Genomic DNA, 20,155 nt, shown 5'->3' with positions numbered 1-20,155 from the left:
GAAAAAACGCTACCTATGCCAATATTATTAAGATATATAGTAGTAGTACTTGTAGTTACTGCGATCGTAAGTTGTTCAACATCAAAAAAATTAGAAAACCGACCTATAGGTCTCATTAATAAGGTTACTTATTCAGACGCATCCTTTAATAATCCTAATGCCGGAAATGGCTTTTTAGTTCAATACGATAATCGTACGTATGCGATTACCGCAAAGCACGTTTTAATGATCGCTAAAACAGACCGGATGAAATTTGTAGATTTTGAAGGACAACTGGATCAATGGAGAATGCATCCTAAAAATGATAGCACTTCTTATATAAACCTGGACAAACTATTAAGTGTAAATAGGTAAGATTCGCTTACCTGGAGTTATATGAACGATCATTGGGAAACCTATAATGACTGGCTTATATTTTCTGTAAAAGAAAATAAACCCAACCATAAGCCTTTAAAATTCAGAACCAAACCTCTTAAGAAAGGAGAAGATGTATACGTAGTCGGGTGGTCTTATAAAGATACGCTGGGGGCGCAACGTATTTACGAATATAAATATGATACCACGGATGGAATATATCATCAACTTATTCAGGTAAAAGGCCCTACAAGTTTAGGTGGGCTAAGTGGTTCTCCGGTGGTTGATAAAAAAGGTGAGGTTATAGGACTCGTCACCTCTGGTGGAGAAGATGAAAATACAAAACAAGTATTATTACAAGCAACAAACATGAAAAATGCAATGAAGTTTATATCTGAATTAAAGTAATATTCAATAGAAATTTAAAGTCTTTATTGTCTGGTTTTTATTTCGCTTTCGCGAAAGTTTAAACACAACATCGTAACAAGTGATATATTGACGATTTTAAACCACTATAGTTAACTCACACCCGTCATAAAAGCAACAAAGCTACTCATCTTACCGGGTAGCTTTGTTTTATTTATTAGGCTTAATTTTTATGATTCGCACCTATTATAAACGAGTGCTATTGAAGTGTAAGACACCCATCCTACAACTATCATTCATATAGACCAATCCCAAAAAAATAAGTCTAAACTTTTTATTATCAATTCTTAATCACTTTTCTGGTTGTCGTTTTTGTTAAATCACTATTTGAAATTTTTAGAAAATAAATACCTGAATTAAGGCTAGACATATCAATTTCATTGGTTGATTTATTTTCAAAAATCACCTGCCCTGATAGCGTATACATACTTATGTTATAATCAGTAGGACTGTTTTTGTTGATAAATAACATATCCTTAGTTGGGTTTGGAGAAATAGTAATCTCAAAATCCTTTTCAAAACTGTTTACAGATAAGGTAGCTTTGGAACTATTACTTAATGGATACGGCGCTTTACATCCATAAGTAAATTCATCCAATTCGTATTCTGAACTAATACTGTTATCAAATCTGATATTAATTGAATTAATCGAAGCTAAACGACGATTAACCGTTTTACTCAAATCCGGATTGTTTATATCAAAGGAACCAAGCTTAGGATCTATCCAGCCATTCACCTCTACACCCGATGGACTTATGGCATAGCGTGCAACAAACCAATGCGTTGTTCCTCCTTCTATAGGATTTTCATTACTATTGTTATCTATACCGAATAGTGAAGCGGTACGTTTACCTAAAGCAATATCCTGGCGGTCATTCAATCTTAGCCATACACCACCGCTTTTCAATTGATTTGCCCTAATTAAAAAGCTAACCCAAATCGTATCCGTACTTGCCAAATTAATACTTGCGGTTCTACTGATGTTAATGTTTGGAGATTCACTCGCATTATGAACTCTTAACCTGTTACCCTTAGAAATGAATTGATCGTAAACAAGTGATCCCTTTTCTATTTCTATCTTACCATTAATTGCCGTATTGTTAACACTCCAACTACCATCAAACCCAAAGCCACCATTTGCTCCGTTTATGGAACTATTCTCGGCGTATTCAAAACTTTCAACCATAGTTAAAGAACATTCTTCTTCATCACAAATGTTGTTATCGTTTTCGTCTAAAAATTCACCTATACAATTACACTCACTATCGTAAACGTCATTAATAGTACAGTCATCATTATCATCACAAGGTGAATTTACAGAGCAAGAAGTAACATCCGGATCGTCCAAATCGCAGATTTCATCAAAATCGGCATCAATCAATACCCCATAGCAATTACAATTTTCATCATATACATCATTCTCTGTACAGTTAGAATTATCATCGCACGGACTACCTGCTTGCGCACATGCTGACAATATGGTCGGCGGATTACATCCTACCGTGATTTCGTCCATTTCATAATCACTACTTTGAGCATTTAGCGAATGAACAATTTCAATTCTATCAACTTCAAATAACACCGTATTCGAAAATTCTGTAAGTCTAGGTCTATTTTCGTTAAAATTACCAGGTGTTGGGTTTACCCATAATTCTATCCTCGTTCCCGTAGTTTCTAAAGTCCATTTGGCAACCACCCAATAGTCCGTATTTGCATTCATAAATACCCCTGACGGAATGTTAGCAATTCCAATATCCGTATTCCAACTTTTACCTACAGAAAGTTGGTGTAATTCCTGAGGTTCTATAAACATACCTCCGTACCCTATTTTATTTCCTCTGATAAGGAAATCAATCCAGAAACTCTCTCCGTTTTTAAAGCTATAATCCAGTTTTCTTACTAAAGAAGTTACCTCTTCTTTTGTATCGTGTTTGATTCTAATTTTATTTCCAGATGAAGTAACAAGAGGATGTGTTAAAGATCCTTTTGCAATTTCAGAAGTACTTTTATCTTCAGAAGTTAAATACCAATTCCCTTTCCAGCCTTCAGCCTTTGAATCTGAATTACCGCTGGCGCTCGATACATCAAAGGTTTCTATGTAGTCAAAATCATCTTTCGCCTTAGATAAACATTCTAAATTATCACAAACACCGTTATTATTTTCATCATTATCCGGGTCGTCAGGGCACTCATCACAAAAGTCCGGGATATCATCGTTGTCATTATCCATATTATCATCTCCACCACTACAAACATCAATCTGGTTACAAATACCATCATTATCATCATCTCCTGTGGTGGCTAGACAGTTACAAACTTCTACATCAACCCATTGATTATCGCCGGTTCCTCCGGTACTGAGGATGGTGACCGCAGCGGTTTCCCAAAAAAATTGTTCTCCCTCTTTAAGTGCAGCATCCCAAAAATCAGCAACAGTAGAAAACTTACCTGGAGCAATAATTGAATTGGGGTGTGCATCCAGAAGTCTGGATACCGCAGGAGATTGTCTAGGTAAAAAATGAATTAAGGTTCCGGTATTACCCTTATTTTGAATATCTAAATTAAAAGTGTTAGGTTCATAACTCAGCCATATCCTATTATTAGGAGCTCCTAGTTGCATAGCATATATTCTGTTTGGATCATAGTTTTGAATATTTGAAGATTTATACAATCTTCTGGTCACACAGCTACTGGGGGAGGTACTTTGAACTCGTACGTTTGAAGCATTTATCCATCCTAACCGATACTTAAAATACGTATTCATATCGGCTTTTAACCTTGCGTCCGGTCCTTCACTACCCATAAAAAAGTAAGGATCGACTCCACCTTTATTAATCCCGGGATATATGTTATTACCTCCATCAAGACCTTCGGCGTGCCCTAATCCCATGGTATGAATCCCTTCATGAACAACTCCGGGGAAGAAAGCAGTAGCAGCTGTAGGAATAAGCATCGTACCCCTAGCCCCATTACCTGACCCTACGGCTCCACCGCCGATAGCAACGTTTGCAGCAAAGTGAAAAGCTACTGTGTTATAACTATCTACATCATAACCGCCAGCCCTCGCAGCCGCTCGTAGTTGATCAACCATTCCACCCGAATTAGTTGCGTTAAAAGTATAAACGGGGGTAATATCAAATTCCGCTATCGAAGCGGTATTATAAGAATTTCTGGAAACATAATCATTCCAGGCGTTGTACACGGTATTAATTTCTTGATCCGACCCATTCCAGGTATCCGTTGCAGGATTGAATCCTCTGATCCATAGTACGGTTCGTTCTCCAAGAACCAAATTGTTTTGTTGAGGAACGATGTTTTGTGAATAAGTAAAACTGTAATACAAACAGAAGACTAGAAGTAAAGCTTTTGTTTTCATGATTTGTTGTGTTAATTAGTAGTTAGTTGTTGAGGTCGCTGCTTGAATCTTTTATTATTACTGATATTCTAATTTTATCATTTAATTATAAATGATAACGATAGATTAAAAGTGTAAGCCCTAATTATATCAGTTATTTATACAATTAGCAATAATAAGTTCAGTCGACGTTCAAATGATTAACGATAGAAATCATAAAAAAGTATTAAGGTATTTTGCTAAGTATCTATATTTACAGTTGTTAGTTTGAAAATAATAGGGCTTTAAAGCCTATATGTAGACATTATTCAATGATTTTAAGGCGTTACTTAGAAATTTTAAAATGAGTAAAAAAGTGTTTACTTTACTGAATTTAGAAATCCCATTGATTTAGTTTCTCAATATTAATTGTTGGCATTTCCTCGAGTATCCTATAATAATCTCTTTAGTTTTCATCTAAAGTCTAATTATTAAATGCATCATTCACTACTGAAAATTAATTCATTTCATTCAATTCTTTTATTAGTTATTACAAGTTAAAAGAGCGAAATAGCATGAAAATTAGCTAAAATTGTTTTTTATTTAAATAGTAAATATCAGTGCTTTTAGGTTTGTTAAATTACTGGTAGCGTCCTTATATATAGTTTGTTTCGTGTTTTACTCACCTAATTTAGCTAGTAAAAACAAAATAGAAAATCTAAGAGATCTTTGTAGGTAGGCTAGAACTAGCAATAGATTATTTGTGTTGTTTTGGGTAGTTTTTTCAACTTTCTTCAATTTTAATTTTTTATGTACGGTAAAAACACGTACATTTATAAGACTGATTACATTATTACAAAAAAAAACAGAAATAAAGCAATTAAGACAAACAAAGAATATTATGTCAACCGTATCAAAAGATAGAATTGATGTTCGTATCAGCAAGGAACAGAAAGAGTTTGTAAAGTATGCGTCAGAGTTGCGTGGATTTAAGAGCTTGTCCGAATTTGTAGTTTACTGTATTAATACTGAAGCCAATAATATTGTAAAAGATAATAACCTAATTGTTAAAACTTTAGAAGACAAGAAAATATTCTTAAATGCAATATTAAATCCACCTTCTCCTAACGAGAGACTAAAAAGTGCTCAATTAAATTATAGAAAGTTTAAAGAGACAAATGGATTTAAAAATAACGACGCTAGAAAATAATCACGACAAAAAGTCTTTCAGTTGTGGTTATTCAATGCTGGATAATTATATACAAAGACAAGCAAAACAAGATATAAAAAGAGACTTGTCGGCTTGTTTTGTATTAGAAGATGAACAAAGTCATTTAGTAGTAGGCTACTACACTTTGTCAGCTAACTCGATAAGTAGAGGTGATTTTCCAATGAGTATTTCCAAAAAATTACCAACGTCATATCAAGACTTGCCAACGATTCTTCTGGGTAGATTAGCTATTGATGAGAAATATAAAGGAAATGGATTTGGCGAATTAATATTATTAGATGCCCTTAACAGGTGTGTTCAAATATCTAAAAACCTTGGAACCTTAGCAGTAGTGGTTGACCCAATCGATTCTAAAGCTGAAAAGTTCTATTTTAAATATGGTTTTATTTTAATTCCAGGAACAGGAAAAATGTTCATTCCTATTAAAACTATTGAAGATTCAATATGATTAAAGATAAGATTGTTCTTCGTTTCGCACTCTCTTTTATTAAATTAATTGCAACGTTTCATAAAAGAAACGTAGGGCAGTTAACAAGCACTATCGTTTCGATTTATTACTTAGCTAAAAATAAATATTTTGCTTTTATCTCTTTTTCTAAAAACTAAATTGTATAGTTGAGATTTGGTAGAAAAGCCAGAATCTTTGGCACATCTTTAACCAGCTCCATGTTTTTATACAGTAGTGTAAAGCGTTATTTTAGACTCTTCTTTAACTTATTAGGATTTTGTCTGGTATCAAATATAGTTACAACTTCTATTCTTTTATTATTGTATCTAAAGTATAAGGTAGTCTGTTTTGTAATAACACATCTGCGCAATCCTTTAGCCTTGTCTGACTTTGGAAAAGCTTCAGGGTTAGTTCGAATTACGTGTATGCTTTTATCCAGTTTTTCTATAAATTTATTTTTTACTCTTTCCAACCATTCATCAACTAAGTATTCAAATAAATTATCAAATTTCTTTTGTGCAGTTTTAGAAATTATAACCTTTCTATCCATTCAATTCTCTATCTATGTGTTGACATAAAAGAATCATAACTTATAAACTCACCATTTCGGATTTCTTTAGAGCCTTTTTTTATTTCTTCCTTTTCTTCAATACCCAATTCATCCCAAAAATCATCAGTTTTGTTTAAATTAAAAATTTCTCTAATGGAATTTAATATGTTTGGATTGTTGGTACTCAATAACAATTTCGTTAGCTCAATTTTTTCTGATTGTATATCCATAATAACACTTTTAGTAAAATTAATAATTATTTCGTGTGGTAAGGCTCAAAAGGAAATTTTTAATACTTTGTAACAGTTAGTATAAGGGATATAGGGGGAGAAAATAAGCAGTTTCAGTTTATAACGAGAGTGTAAACTGTACTCTGTCTGATTAAAATTTTAGTTTAATTTTAATGAGATATTATGACAACACAAGAACAACAAGAATTAGAGAAGAAGGCACTAGAGCAATTCATGTCTGGTAAGAGTCTTTTTAGTAAAGATGGTGCTTTTGCACCAATGCTAAAAAGTTTTATTGAGAAGGCTTTAGCGTCTGAGATGGAAGGTCATCTGGACGAAGTTGAACGTTCCAAAGGAAACAAACGTAATGGCAAGGGCAAGAAGACCATCAAGAGCGGTTTTGGGACTTTTGATATTGAAACCCCTCAGGATCGTCTCAGTAGCTTTGAACCAGAGTTGGTCAAAAAGCGGCAAAGTATCCTGGCAGACAACCTTTCGGATAAAATAATCGGTCTCTATGGCCTAGGGATGAGCTACCGTGATATCTCTTCACACATCAAAGAGATGTACGACACAGAGATCTCCCATACCGTGCTAAGCCAGATTACAGATAGGATCATCCCGGATGTAAAAGCATGGCAGAACCGTCCTCTAGAACCTTTATACTGCATCGTCTGGTTAGATGCTATGCACTACAAGGTTAAAGTAGAAGGGAAGATCGTTCACAAGGCACTTTACAACATCTTGGGAATTAACAAAGAGGGGCAAAAAGAAATACTAGGGATATACTTATCTGAGAGCGAAGGTGCTAACTTCTGGTTGCAGGTACTCACCGACCTTAACAATAGGGGGCTTAAGGACATTTTGATAGCCTGTACCGATAACCTAAAAGGATTTACTAATGCGATACTCAGTGTTTTCCCTAAAGCTGAGGTTCAACTTTGTATCGTTCACCAAATACGTAACTCCTTAAAGTATATAGCTTCAAAGGATCAAAAGGAGTTTATGAAAGACCTTAAAAAAGTCTATCGGGCAACAAATAAACAAGTGGCAGAGGATGAACTGGAAAAGCTATCGGGCAAGTGGGAAGAAAAATATCCGGTAGTCATTCAAAGTTGGCAAAACAACTGGGAGCATCTATCACAGTACTTTAAGTATACAGCACCTATCAGAAAAATCATCTATACCACCAACGCTGTAGAGGGGTACCATCGCCAGGTACGCAAAGTAACCAAGACCAAGGGTGCCTTTACAAATGATATGGCACTGCTCAAGCTCGTTTACCTTGCTACGATGAACATCCAGAAAAAGTGGACAAGCCCTCTGCACAACTGGAGCTCTACCATACAGCAACTTTATATTATCTTTGAGGGTAGGATAGACCTGGATATTGGTAAAAACCAATCAAAACGTGTCGCTGACGCTAGGTCGCATTCCAAAATCAGTCGAAAACAAGTTTCGACTAATTTTGAAATGAATAAGAAAAAATAACTCAGACAGAGTTTAATTTACACTACCTTTATAACTTAGTAACTATAAATATTTTGCTTTTATCTTTTTTTCTAAATGTTAAATTTTATAGTTGGCGTACTTTGTTAATATTCACAAACCTTTTAATTGAGCACACCCGTACCATGTTTTTATAACTCTTAAGTTAGGTTTTTGTGCTTTTTTATTGTGTTTCTACGTTTACAGCACCAAACCATTTCTTTATTTTATTCATTGCTGATTCTCCCATTTCAGAAAGAGCTAAAACGACTAAATTCTCTTTAGCTCTTGAACAAGAAACATAAAACAGATTTTTAGTTCTTAATTTTCTGTCTTCTTTATCATCAGTATCATTAAAGAATTTCTCAAAATTATATTTAGCAACCCAACTGGTATCATCAATTACAACTAAAACATTTCTATATTCTTCTCCTTTTGTTCCGTGTTTTGTTGAATATGAAGTTTGTTCTTGAATATGTTTAAAAGCACAAATTATCTCATTATAATTAATATGCATTAATGAATCATAAAATGCTTTATTTTTAGTTGCTCTCCTCTTTTCCTCATCATCTGTAATACTTTCTATATCTATTTTTACTTTTTCTAGAAACCGTTGTAAGTTCCTAGAACATAACGATAATTGGTTTGTTTGGCAAAAATCAAAAACATCTTGAACTGTTCCAGTCGTTCTTAATGCAGTTAACTCCTCTAATTTATTTTCTATTTCTTGTTTATCAGAATGTTTAGTTAGAGAACTAAAAACACCTTGTTGTTTTAAGTACTTTATAACTCTGTTATAGTTTTTCTGTTCCCAAAATGAAACTAAATGTTCTATTCCAGTTTCACGCTCTTTAGAAGTCTTCTTGTCTGTAGAGCCCATAAAGTATGAAGAAAAAATATTTTCTCTTTTTAATAAAGCCTCTTTAGCACTTAGAGAATACCTTTTTACAAAAAGCCTATAAAGACTTAAGAATCCTGCTCTTTCCGCAACTTTGCTATTTGCAATTATTAAAATTTTATCATCCCCAAACTCTGAAAAATCCCAACCTTCCGTTTCTAATTTTGCAACTATACTATTGTAGTCTAAATCCTTTTTTGGTGCTATTCTAGCTCGATAGTGTGTAACTTTTTCTTTAGGTTGTATTAGATCATTTGTACAATTAATAAATTGAACACTTCCTTTGATATTAACTTTGTTTTCAGGTATTGTCTGAGTTATATTATCTCGAATGTTGTTTAACAAATAAACAATACATTCAGAAGAACGATAATTGTCGTTTTTCGTTACGAGTTCTAGTTTGTTTTCATCAATATAAGATTGAAGAGAACCAATTCCTTCATCATAGATTTTTTGATAAGAATCTCCATAAAAGCCAACTAATAGTTTTGTTTTATTTCTTTCCAGTAAATGATTAACAATAGCATCAACAGTTTCACTTGCAGTATCTTGATATTCATCTATAAATAAGTAAGGATATTTTTGACTTAAAATATGAGTTAATGCAGTATAATTATTAAACATTTGTAAAGACAAAGTTATTACATCATCATGATGAAGACTTCCTTGTTCAAAATCTCTATAACCGCTATCATCATAAGTAACTTCTTTAATTCTATCTTTTAATCCAGTTTTATATTTTTCAGGTTTATCAATGAGCATAGTTTCATTTAATAAATCCAATTCGATTATTAATTGTTTGTTGAATCTTTTAATACAATCCCATAAAAATTCATGAATAGTAGAAACAATTACTAAAAGATTGTTTTCAAGTCTTTCAATTATTTCATTTTTTGCAACATTAGTATATGTTATACAAACAATTCTTTGATTGTTTAATTTGAGACTTTTACCTCTTATTTCTAAAACGTGATTTATTGTCTGAATTAAAGTATATGTTTTTCCTGAACCTGCTCCAGCTTCAAGAACAAAACTTTTATTATCTTCTATGTGTTTGATTATTTGTTTAATAGCTGTCATCCTAATCGTCTTTAGATAACCAAATCAAACCTTCATTTATATATTCAGGAACTTTCCATTCTCCATAATCCTTTTCGTTAAAAGACATAATGTCGAATGTAAATTCTGTTTTTTGCTTAGAACTAAATTCGTCTGGTATATTTTTAGATAGATCAATTTTTTTATTTCTTAGGTAAGCAAACTCATCTTTTATTTTTTTTTCTTTTTGAATAGGATGTTCAGATAGAAATAATTCTTTATTTGTATTTATAAAAGCATCTTCAAAGCTTCTTGCGTTATATCCGTTTTCATTTGTTTGATAAGCTACACGAATATTCTCTTTTATTTTATCTTCAACTTTACAACTTACTAAATCAGATATATTAGTTTTATTTGGTAACCAGTTTATTAAGGTGTAGTTCGTAGTAAATTCTCCAATATCAACTTTACATTTCCCTTTTTTTTCTTTACCATCTTTAGTGTATTTGTGAGCGGCATCAATATCTGTAATTATTAAAGTCCGAACATTAATGAACTCTAACATTTCCTTGAAAGAATGTGCATAAGCTCCACCTACTTCTAAAATCGAAACATACTCATTGCACAATGAATTTGCAGATTTTCTAATCATTTGAGGTAACAGCATACGTTCGGTTGTTCCTTCAACTAAGATTACTTTATCCGCAAAAAACAAATCAGATTTATGGAGAGTCAGATATTGTCTTAAAAATCTAAAAGTTCGTTTATCATCTTTAATTGTTAAATTATTAAAGTCTTGATTTGTTATCTTGAATCCAGTTTCAGTTGACAATCTATTGAAATATCTAATTCTATTAAACCCTCTTTCAGTATCAATTCCAGATTCTGAAAGAATATGTGAAGAATGTGTTGTGATAATTACTTGTATGTGTATCTCAGTATTTTTTTTTGCATCTTTTACAACTTCTGAAACTTGACTTATAAAGATTTGTTGCATTTGCGGATGCATATGAGCTTCAGGCTCTTCTACAAGCACTACTAGAAAATTGGATAATTTTTCTTCTTTTGAGTTTTTGAATTTTTCAATGAAACTAGCCAACTCTAAAATCATGTAAATTAGATTACTATATCCAAGTCCGTTATAACTTTCAGGTAAATCTATTTCGTCTTGTTTATAAAGATATTGAATATTGTTTTTTATAACTTTTTCAGAATCAAATTTTGAGTCAATACCTATTGGAGGAATTGAAATTGGAGTTTTTGCTCCAAATTTTTCAAGTTTTGACATTATACCTTCTAATACTTTCTCGTATTTTATTTTTAGTTCTATTGAAACTTCATCTAGTTTTTTTTCTAAATCTTTTACATCTTGATTATTAGTTTTATCTCTTTGATTATAATAGTTAGAAAAGCCTAAAGATAATGAGTTGTTAGAATCTCCTTTTATATCATCTAAAACTCTAATTGCTTTTATGCTTTCAAAAAGTACTACTTTTTGAATTTTGGCTTTAAAGCTATCTTCAATTTTTCTATGATATTTAGATTCTTTATCTACTGCGTAACAAATAGTTTCGTATAAGAAGTTTATATTTTTATGTAGATATTCTATTAATTCTATTGTTGTATCTTCTCTCTTATCGAATGATTGAAATATATTTAAAGTATTTTTAGGCTCAAAAGAAATGCAAATTGTAGCATCATTTCTCGCATCTTCTAAGTCAGTTATAAATTCACTAAGTTCAACTAATGATTCATTATTTCTTTTATTGTATTGAATTTCAAAATTGACTTTAATTTTAGGGATTTCGGCTATTAGTTCTAACTCTATTTTTTCTTTATCTTCTTCTGTAATTCCGTCTTTTCTGGATTTTAAATATTTACTATAAATAGATTTGAAAATAACATAAGAGCTTTGAGAAAAATCCTCAAAAACAAATTTATTATCAGTAGAAGTAGCTAGTTTTAGTGCTTCAAAAAAAGAAGTTTTTCCAGTGTTATTCTTTCCGACTATCAACGTTATGTCGTCTTCAAGACTGCAATCTATATTTTCTAATAATCTGAAATTTTGGACTTCAATTTTCTTTATTTTCATTTAGCTTATTTTGTATAGAGTAGATTGATTTTTTTGCATGAAACCTAACAACAATATAAAAAACATATATCCTTTATTTCCCATATATTTTTTACGAATCTAAGGGAAATTAGATTAATTTAAAAGTATTTATGACGACATGAGTATACGTTTGGTAGTTTAAATAGAGATATACCTTGATAGTATTTAGATATTTTTTATATAAAGAATCCTATAATTTCATGTTGATTTAGCTATAAGCAGAAATATGATTTTTTAAAGTAAAAAAAATAGAAGAAAATTTCGATGAAGATAAACTTAGGTTGATCCTGCAAAGCTCAATAATGTAAATACAACTGCCTGTCTTTACAAACTAAGTGTGTAAAAACAAAAAATTCTGATCAAGTAAACTTGTCAGAATTTTTATATTCCTGTCTACAGCGTAGTTGTGAACAATGGTGATCGCGACAGGATTCGAACCTGTGACCGTCTGCTTAGAAGGCAGATGCTCTATCCAGCTGAGCTACGCGACCTAATTTACCTCAATAATAATGCGTTCCGATTAACGCGCCACAAAAGTAATAAAATCCAACGTTTTGCCAAGTAAAACCTTTGTTTTTTTAAAAAAACCAAAATAAAGGTAGTATCAAAAGAATAATAGGATAACCCACAAAATATTTTCTAAAAAAGGTGATTACAAACTTTAAAGTAGTTAAAGCCTGCTTTTTTACTTTTTTAAAAAGTGATTTGTTTTTTTAATGTGGATGAACTTATCATATTTATTTTCAATAGGATCATAATTAGTCGTGAATCTTAACTTTGGAAGCGATAGCGATCTGCCCGTCCACAGGCGGGTCTTCAATCTTTACCAGACACTAAGGATTTAAAATAAAACCTTAATGCTTCAATTTAAAAATCGAACAAAAGTATCTATCTTGCAGAGACCTATTACTTAAAAAAATTATATACCTTATTATAAAAGCGTCCAAATGGCAAATACGACACTAGTATCTAAAATAAACAATCTATTAAGTACGGATTCCATAGATTGGGAACTTATCCTAAAAGAAATTATCTCGGCTTTTGATTGTGAAACCGGAACCTTACATTTTTTAGACACAGAAACTAATTTATTACAACTACAAGCCCAAATAGGCATTCCTGCTTTTTTATTACCAAAATTAACCACCATACCCATCGGTAAAGGGATGGCAGGTATCGCCGCCGAACGTAAAGAACCGGTAGAAATGTGTAATCTACAACTAGATGAAAGTGGTATTGCACGTCCTGCCGCCAAAGAAACTAAGGTAGAAGGTTCTATCGCAGCTCCCCTATTACATAAGCAACAACTCTACGGTACCATCGGAATTGCAAAAAAAGCAGTTTATATTTTTACCAAAGAAGAAACCGAAACGCTTATGGAAGTCGGCGAAGCTTTAGCCGCTAAGTATATCGATATTTTACCGTCAACATAAAGTTATTTAAAAGAACTAATATTAGTTGATTAGCACTTCGCAATGAGGATATTACTTAAGGTTTAAGCGAAAATATATAACAGTAAGAACCCTATTAAGTTTTAATTGTATAAGCCTATCACCGTTTAAGAAGCAAATCTTTAAAATCAATTTTAGCATAAGGAAAGCTTATATTTAAAATCTACTTCAACGTATTGATGAACAGATTACTATTATCTGAAAAAATTCTCTTAAAAGGAAATATTAAAAAATCATTAAATAATATAGATAAAGGCTATCTACTCATTTTTATTACTTTATTTGCTTCATCAAAATAGGTGTCAATCCTATTATATCATCCATAAATATTATTTTTATTAAAATACTATGAATCAGAAAACTACTTTACGATTACCCGGGATTTTCTTTTCTTTATTATGTTTATGCCTTAAATTCACATACGCACAAGAAGTTTTTATTAACGAAATACATTATGATAATGCCGGAGCTGACGCTAATGAAGGGATTGAACTTGCAGGTCCTGCAGATTTAGATCTGACGGGTTACCAGATTGTTTTATACAATGGGAACGGAGGCGCAGTTTACAATACGATCAATCTGGACATGGTCATTCCGGAAACTATTGAAGGATTTGGTTTTGTCAGTATACCTATCAACGGATTACAAAACGGATCTCCGGATGGTATGGCATTAGTAAATAACCAGGCAGAAATACTTCAATTTCTAAGCTACGAAGGTACCTTAACGGCAACAGATGGCCCAGCAAACGGATTGACTAGTGAAGATATTGGTATTGCTGAAGCTTCTAACACCCCAATTGGTACTTCCTTACAACTGATTGGAACCGGGCAAACCTACCAGGATTTTACCTGGGATAGCGGTACTCAAAGCTTTGGCGCTGTAAACCAAAACCAATCCTTCGGACAAGGAGTAGATCCTATTGAGGTGGAACTAAAAACAATTTCGGAAGTAAGAAATTTACCATTAGGAACACAGGTAAAAATCAACGGTACCTTAACCGTAGCAGATGAGTTTGGAGGACCTGCCTATATTCAGGATAATACCGGTGGCATTGCTATTTTTGATAACCAGGTTCATGGAGAAGGGGTATTTTCTATCGGAAATTCCTTAGAAATTACAGCTACCTTAAGCGAGTTTAGAGGAATGATGCAATTATCCGCAGTAACTGAAGTAAAAGAGATCGATACTGACTTTTCTATAGACCCCTTATCAGTAATTTTAGATCAAATCAGTACGATAGAAGGACAATTGGTACAGGTAGATAATGTATCTTTTGTGGTTCCCGGACGTCTCAATAGTGGTAATCACGAAATAACTGACGGATCTACTTCTTTAAACATTCGTATTGATAATTCCGTAGAGAGTTTGATAGGACGGGTAAAACCGAACAATCCAACCACTATTATCGGGGTGGTAGGAAGTTTTAACGGAGCTTTTCAGATTCTACCCAGAGTCCTAGGAGATATTCCGGAAAGTACCGAATTTGTCATAGAACCTCCTGCAGGAGAGGAAATTCCCAGAGCTATAACCTTAGATGTAGCTACCTGGAACCTTGAATTTTTTGGAGCTACCTTACCGCGCTTTGGTCCATCTGATGTAGAATTACAAAAACAAAATGTACTACGTGTATTAGATTCTTTACAAGCTGATATTATTGCCGTACAAGAGGTTTCAGATAAGCAATTTCTAATGGATGCCTTAACGGAATTTAAAGAAGGTAATTTTAAAGTCATTTGTTCGGATGTATTTTCCCGTTCTTTTGAAAATAACAACGATGACTTTCCGCCTCAGCAATTGTGTTTTATCTACGATTCCCAAAAGATTAAAGTATTGAATGAAAGAGTAATTTTTGAAGCCTTCTATACCAATGCACGTACGGGTGTTACCAATGACCTGGCTGATTATCCTACCGGAAGTGCCAGTTCTTTTTGGTCCAGCGGACGTCTACCTTACCTGCTAGAAGTTGAAACTAACTTTAATAACGTCATTGACACCTTACAGATTATCAACGTACATGCTAAATCAGGAAGATCAGACGACGATGTAGCCCGTAAGAGATATGATTTTGGAGTATTAAAAGATACCATAGATACCTTTTATAAAGATGCTTCGTTAATCTTACTTGGAGATTATAATGACGACGTGGATGTCTCTATTGGAGGTGGCCCAACTCCCCTACTCCCTTTTGTAAATGATACGGACAATTTTGATATTGTATCCGATTCGTTTTCCTTTGAGGGTTTAAGTTCAACCGTTGGTTTTGGCTCCGTGATTGACCATACTGCAATTTCAAATGAATTATTTGAACCTTATATTGAAGATTCCGAAGTACTAATTGACCCTCAGTCTTTTATTACGGATTATGGCACTACCACTTCAGATCATTTCCCAACGGTAGTTCGTTTTCTTTATAAAGCACCAGTAGAACCCTTAGAAGTAAGCGTTCTGGATAGTATTGTACTCTATCAGGGATATAAACCACTTTCGCAACAAATAATAACCGCCGTAGCCTCCGGTGGGGTGGCTCCTTATACCTATCAATGGAGTACCGGCAATGTAGAACCTACTCAACTGGTAACCACTACAACAAATCTTCCCTTAACTATAACGGTTACGGACTCAGAAAATAACGCTGTGAGTAAAGAAGTTAAAGTAATTGTTACAGATGTTTCCTGTAATAAAGCATGGTTTACGGGTGTAGAAATGTGTATTCGTCAAAAAACCCGCTGTGTACCTTCATTTGCCGTACCTTATTTATTAGATCGTGGATATACTCTAGGTAGTTGTAGTGTTGGTACAGCTGCAATAAAACAGGAAACTAAAATAGCACCCAATCCTTTTAATGAATTCTTAGGCCTGCAATTTGATTTTAGCAATCCTACTCCTGGATTTATAGCCATCTACGATTATAGAGGGAGTTTGGTCTACAAAGAAGTATATAACATACCCTCACAAAGTAGTCAATTAACCATTGATACCACTTCCTTTAGAAAAGGCTTTTATATAGTTAAAGTAGGAAATGCAATCAGCGGGGCATTACTTAAAACACAGATAGTAGTTAAATTCTAAAAAATTAACTAGTCATATTTTGGAAAGCCTGTCAGCCCATAATTTTGACAGGCTTTTCAGTTAGTATCATATTCATTTCTATAAACTGCCTTACTTAAAAATATTTGAAGGTCAGTTTTCTACTTTTTAAGCAACCTGCTAGTCCGCAGGCGGGTCTTGATTCTATACCAGAAACCAATATATTTTTATATAAATCCATACCCATAAACATCTTAAAATGGGGAAATTAGAGTAATTTCAAAATGATTTTTGGATAAGAATATTTAAATAATCAGCGGTGATTATTACGGTTTACCCTTTTTTGTAGTCCATTACTTCATTTTACCTTGTCATTATGATCTGTTTTGCCCAACTACTCCGTAATTTATTAAATCAATTTTGTACATTTAAAAGAACAATTTCCACCTAATGTCGTTCAATAATACAGAATTTGAATTTCTAATTGATAAAACTTTACTGCTCTTTATCACTTTAAGAGAGGACGGGAAAATCTTAAAGGTAAATACGCATGCACAAGCTATTTTAGGCTTAGAGACCCATGATCAAAGTACATTATATCTCCAGGATTTATTAGTTGAAGCAGATAAAGAAACATGCGAACAGTTATTCAATAACCTTAAAAATGACGGCAGTGCCGGTTTGCAGAATTTACGCTTTAATAAATTTACAGAACATCAGCACCTGCTTACCCTAAAGTTCAATTTTGTATTACAAAATGATCTAATCTATGGTATAGGAATAGATTCTACCGAAGAAAACGAAGAACATATTGCGCTACATACCTTGTCCAAAATTACAAGTACGGGTGCCTGGCATTATAACCCGGAGAATGACCGCATCTTCTTTTCACGCGAATTTCATGAAGTGCTACATATTCAAAATGACAATACCTTTTGTAAAAGCGAAATAAAAAAGGCGCTGGAAACCATGCAATTGCGGATAAAGGAGGTAGTAGCTTCAAAAGAGGTATTGGACTATGAACAAACCATAATTACTAAAGATAAAAAAGAAAGATTTTACCGGGTTATAGGGAAACCTATCCTACATAAAAATCAAGTACTATTTATCAATGGTACCGTGAGTGATGTTACGGAACGTGTTCTTAATTTACTTCAACTTAAAAAGAATGAAGAAACAAAACGCCTGGCATTAAAAGGCATACGTTCCGGGCTTTTTGATCATGATTTAACCACAGATTTGGTTTTTTACAGCAAAGAATTTAGAAAAATGCTGGGCCTTCCGCTTAATCAGGAATTGGTACATGAATTACAATTCCGTAAAATGATTCACCTTGATGATGTAAAAGAAGCCATGCACCGTCATACAAAAGCAATTCAAAATGATGGGCATCTTTATTTTAATCACTTTCGTTTAAAGCAAAAAGATGATCGATATCGGTTTTATGAAGTATACGGATACCGAAAGAAAGATGAAAACGGAAAATCAGTACGAATGATCGGTAACCTTATCGATGTACATGAGCGTAGGGTTAACGAACAGCTAGTTGCCGAAAATCAAAGCCGGTTGTTTGCTATGATCAATAATGGTTTTACCTATACCATTTTATTAGATACCGAAGGTCGGATTTTAATGGCAGATAAAGATACCAATACGATTATAAAGAGAGATTATGGTATTGATACTACCAATGATCTTACTCATTTTATAGACGTTATGCCGGTAAATTTTAAAAACAGTTTTGCCCATGAATTTAATGAAGTTTTAAAAGGTAAAGTCGTAAAAAAAGAAATTGAACGGTCTACGTATAAAGGTTCGACGCAATGGCTGGAATCAAAATACACACCCATTTTTAATTCTGAAGATCAAATAGGTTCCGTATTGGTCTCCTTTCATGATATTACCGAATTTAAAAATGCTGAAATTTCCATAAAGCAAGCACATATTAAAGAGCAGGAATTAAGTGATTTAAAATCAAATATTCTTTCCAACTTTAGTCATGAGATAAGAACCCCGCTCAATGGTATTATTACTATCATCAATCTTTTGTTAAACCAAAAAGAATTTCCTGAAGATAAACAAAAACTACTACAACATCTAGAAGAAAGCAAAGACAGGTTATTAGAAACGATGGATAGCCTCTCTCGTTTTAGTGAAATAGACACAATAAGAGAATTCCTTCAATTTAAAGAAATAGACCTTAATTATTCCGTTGAAACGTCTTATAGAGAGTATAAACATCTTGCAAAAGCCAAAAATCTTACGTATATTTTAAACCTGGAAGAGAAATGTCCTCGTGTTCGTATCGATGAGACAATTTTTAGGATAGCACTTAATAATATAATTAATAATGCTATCAAATACACGAATGAGGGAAGCGTGACTGTTACGATCCTGAAAATGGATAAAGTTAACTTTGCAAAAGTGATAATAACCGATACGGGCATAGGTATAAAGAATGAGAATTTGGAAAAAATATTTGATCCGTTTATTCAGGAAAGTTTTGGATTAAACCGACAGTATGAGGGTACGGGTATCGGATTAAGTTTGTCCAAATCATATATAGAGTTATTAGGGGGAACAATAACTGTACAAAGTAAGAGGAATAAGGGAACTAAATTTATTATAAACTTACCCCTTATCATATGAAAATACTTTATGTAGAAGATAATAAAATTAACGCAATGGTTATGGATAAGATGTTGTCATCTCAATTCCTCAATGTTATCATTGCAGAAAACGGGACTAAAGCTTTAGATACACTTAAAGAAGTAAAACCGGATTTGATTTTAGTCGATATCAATCTGGGTATTGATCAAATGGACGGTTGTGAATTATTAGCTCATCTTAAAAAATTAGATGATATCAATGACACTCCTATTTATGCAGTTACCTCTTATGCCATGCCTGGAGACAAACAGCGATTTATAAAGATTGGATTTGACAAATATTTTTCAAAACCCGTAGATTTTAAAAAATTGATGACCGCCATTGAACTGGTAGAATCAAAAAATAACAAAATTAATACTTCCCTTCGTATAAAAAACAAACCTTCCGGTAAAAACAAGACTTCGGTGTAAAGAAGTAACTCTTAGCTTTAGTTTATAAAGGTATTGGTGTATTAAAATTGCTTCAACTATTTTATTTACAGCTACCTATCCTATCCTAAATCCTTTCCAAAGGAAAGGACTTTTAGCTACCTTCCCTTTGGGAAGGGCTGGGGATGGGATTGATTTATATGAATGAGAATAATATACGTTATTTTAAACTAGAGCCTAACTCTTCTTTAACATTCTGATTATCAGTGTCCGGTTAAAATAGATAAGTATATAACAAACATAGTAAAATAAGGTAATCCCAAACTTTAAAGTATTTGGAGGCTGTTTTTTCACTTTTCTAAAAGTAATTTACTTTTTACGTAAATAATTTTATAACACTGATTTTTAATATTATAATGATTAGTCTTGATTCCTGATTCTAGAAGCGATAGCGATCTTAACTCTTAATTCTTGATTCCTTACCAGATACTAAAGATCTTAAATCTACGATAAAAGTATTTTAAAC

Annotated in this window: 13 protein-coding genes, 1 tRNA gene and 1 pseudogene; 9 read left to right on the top strand and 6 right to left on the bottom strand. The window is 32.9% G+C overall.

Annotated elements, in window-relative coordinates:
• Nucleotides 1–15 precede the first annotated feature (15 nt).
• Nucleotides 16–354, top strand: coding sequence for a hypothetical protein (locus NBT05_RS11425; protein WP_265769988.1), 339 nt, complete (start codon nt 16–18; stop codon nt 352–354).
• Between the two features lie 21 nt (nt 355–375).
• Nucleotides 376–762, top strand: coding sequence for a S1 family peptidase (locus NBT05_RS11420; RefSeq protein ID WP_265769987.1), 387 nt, complete (start codon nt 376–378; stop codon nt 760–762).
• A gap of 298 nt (nt 763–1,060) precedes the next feature.
• Here the strand turns inward: NBT05_RS11420 and NBT05_RS11415 are convergent, their stop codons facing one another.
• Nucleotides 1,061–4,156 (bottom strand): T9SS type A sorting domain-containing protein, encoded by a 3,096-nt coding sequence (locus NBT05_RS11415; RefSeq protein WP_265769986.1) that lies wholly within the window; start codon nt 4,154–4,156, stop codon nt 1,061–1,063.
• A gap of 859 nt (nt 4,157–5,015) precedes the next feature.
• On the opposite strand from NBT05_RS11415, the gene NBT05_RS11410 reads away from it, so the two are divergent.
• Nucleotides 5,016–5,324 (top strand): DUF1778 domain-containing protein, encoded by a 309-nt coding sequence (locus tag NBT05_RS11410; protein WP_265769985.1) that lies wholly within the window; start codon nt 5,016–5,018, stop codon nt 5,322–5,324.
• Nucleotides 5,293–5,793, top strand: coding sequence for a GNAT family N-acetyltransferase (locus NBT05_RS11405; RefSeq protein WP_265769984.1), 501 nt, complete (start codon nt 5,293–5,295; stop codon nt 5,791–5,793). Before NBT05_RS11410 ends, NBT05_RS11405 begins: the two co-directional genes overlap by 32 nt.
• Nucleotides 5,794–6,037: 244 nt before the next feature.
• Here NBT05_RS11405 and NBT05_RS11400 read toward each other — a convergent pair whose 3' ends face one another.
• Both NBT05_RS11400 and NBT05_RS11395 read right to left on the bottom strand, forming a co-directional pair.
• Entirely contained in the window at nt 6,038–6,343 is a 306-nt protein-coding gene (locus tag NBT05_RS11400) for a type II toxin-antitoxin system RelE/ParE family toxin (protein ID WP_265769983.1), read from the bottom strand.
• 8 nt (nt 6,344–6,351) lie between these two features.
• On the bottom strand, nt 6,352–6,573 hold the full coding sequence (locus NBT05_RS11395; protein ID WP_265769982.1) for a hypothetical protein: 222 nt from the start codon (nt 6,571–6,573) through the stop codon (nt 6,352–6,354).
• A 183-nt stretch (nt 6,574–6,756) separates the two neighbouring features.
• Here NBT05_RS11395 and NBT05_RS11390 point away from each other — a divergent pair.
• Nucleotides 6,757–7,956: pseudogene (locus NBT05_RS11390) on the top strand (IS256 family transposase); the annotation flags it as partial.
• A gap of 289 nt (nt 7,957–8,245) precedes the next feature.
• Here NBT05_RS11390 and NBT05_RS11385 read toward each other — a convergent pair.
• The 3 genes from NBT05_RS11385 to NBT05_RS11375 form a co-directional block, all read right to left on the bottom strand.
• Nucleotides 8,246–10,039 carry a UvrD-helicase domain-containing protein gene (locus NBT05_RS11385; RefSeq protein ID WP_265769981.1) on the bottom strand — a complete coding sequence of 598 codons (1,794 nt, stop codon included), beginning with the start codon at nt 10,037–10,039 and terminating at the stop codon, nt 8,246–8,248.
• A gap of 1 nt (nt 10,040) precedes the next feature.
• Nucleotides 10,041–12,089, bottom strand: coding sequence for an ATP-dependent nuclease (locus tag NBT05_RS11380; RefSeq protein ID WP_265769980.1), 2,049 nt, complete (start codon nt 12,087–12,089; stop codon nt 10,041–10,043).
• Between the two features lie 435 nt (nt 12,090–12,524).
• Nucleotides 12,525–12,601, bottom strand: a tRNA-Arg gene (locus tag NBT05_RS11375).
• Nucleotides 12,602–13,057: 456 nt separating this feature from the next.
• On the opposite strand from NBT05_RS11375, the gene NBT05_RS11370 reads away from it, so the two are divergent.
• The 4 genes from NBT05_RS11370 to NBT05_RS11355 all read left to right on the top strand — a co-directional run bounded on the left by NBT05_RS11370 (nt 13,058) and on the right by NBT05_RS11355 (nt 19,671).
• Complete coding sequence (locus NBT05_RS11370; RefSeq protein WP_265769979.1) at nt 13,058–13,543, top strand: GAF domain-containing protein; 486 nt, start codon at nt 13,058–13,060, stop codon at nt 13,541–13,543.
• Between the two features lie 366 nt (nt 13,544–13,909).
• Nucleotides 13,910–16,633 (top strand): DUF5689 domain-containing protein, encoded by a 2,724-nt coding sequence (locus NBT05_RS11365; protein WP_265769978.1) that lies wholly within the window; start codon nt 13,910–13,912, stop codon nt 16,631–16,633.
• 408 nt (nt 16,634–17,041) lie between these two features.
• Complete coding sequence (locus NBT05_RS11360; protein WP_265769977.1) at nt 17,042–19,240, top strand: PAS domain-containing sensor histidine kinase; 2,199 nt, start codon at nt 17,042–17,044, stop codon at nt 19,238–19,240.
• Nucleotides 19,237–19,671, top strand: a complete 435-nt coding sequence (locus NBT05_RS11355; protein WP_265769976.1) for a response regulator — start codon at nt 19,237–19,239, stop codon at nt 19,669–19,671. Before NBT05_RS11360 ends, NBT05_RS11355 begins: the two co-directional genes overlap by 4 nt.
• The last annotated feature ends 484 nt before the right edge of the window (nt 19,672–20,155 follow it).

Source organism: Aquimarina sp. ERC-38 (assembly GCF_026222555.1).
Classification (GTDB): Bacteria; Bacteroidota; Bacteroidia; order Flavobacteriales; family Flavobacteriaceae; genus Aquimarina.
The sequence above is the reverse complement of the archived record's forward strand: the minus strand, read 5'-3'. Positions and strand labels throughout refer to the sequence as shown.

What these genes read in the sequence shown, in the direction of transcription:
- NBT05_RS11395 (WP_265769982.1), bottom strand. Translation starts at nt 6,573, where the DNA reads ATGGATATACAATCAGAAAAAATTGAGCTAACGAAATTGTTATTGAGT.
- NBT05_RS11425 (WP_265769988.1), top strand. Translation starts at nt 16, where the DNA reads ATGCCAATATTATTAAGATATATAGTAGTAGTACTTGTAGTTACTGCG.
- NBT05_RS11405 (WP_265769984.1), top strand. Translation starts at nt 5,293, where the DNA reads ATGGATTTAAAAATAACGACGCTAGAAAATAATCACGACAAAAAGTCT.
- NBT05_RS11410 (WP_265769985.1), top strand. Translation starts at nt 5,016, where the DNA reads ATGTCAACCGTATCAAAAGATAGAATTGATGTTCGTATCAGCAAGGAA.
- NBT05_RS11360 (WP_265769977.1), top strand. Translation starts at nt 17,042, where the DNA reads ATGTCGTTCAATAATACAGAATTTGAATTTCTAATTGATAAAACTTTA.
- NBT05_RS11370 (WP_265769979.1), top strand. Translation starts at nt 13,058, where the DNA reads ATGGCAAATACGACACTAGTATCTAAAATAAACAATCTATTAAGTACG.
- NBT05_RS11355 (WP_265769976.1), top strand. Translation starts at nt 19,237, where the DNA reads ATGAAAATACTTTATGTAGAAGATAATAAAATTAACGCAATGGTTATG.
- NBT05_RS11400 (WP_265769983.1), bottom strand. Translation starts at nt 6,343, where the DNA reads ATGGATAGAAAGGTTATAATTTCTAAAACTGCACAAAAGAAATTTGAT.
- NBT05_RS11380 (WP_265769980.1), bottom strand. Translation starts at nt 12,089, where the DNA reads ATGAAAATAAAGAAAATTGAAGTCCAAAATTTCAGATTATTAGAAAAT.
- NBT05_RS11365 (WP_265769978.1), top strand. Translation starts at nt 13,910, where the DNA reads ATGAATCAGAAAACTACTTTACGATTACCCGGGATTTTCTTTTCTTTA.
- NBT05_RS11415 (WP_265769986.1), bottom strand. Translation starts at nt 4,156, where the DNA reads ATGAAAACAAAAGCTTTACTTCTAGTCTTCTGTTTGTATTACAGTTTT.
- NBT05_RS11385 (WP_265769981.1), bottom strand. Translation starts at nt 10,039, where the DNA reads ATGACAGCTATTAAACAAATAATCAAACACATAGAAGATAATAAAAGT.
- NBT05_RS11420 (WP_265769987.1), top strand. Translation starts at nt 376, where the DNA reads ATGAACGATCATTGGGAAACCTATAATGACTGGCTTATATTTTCTGTA.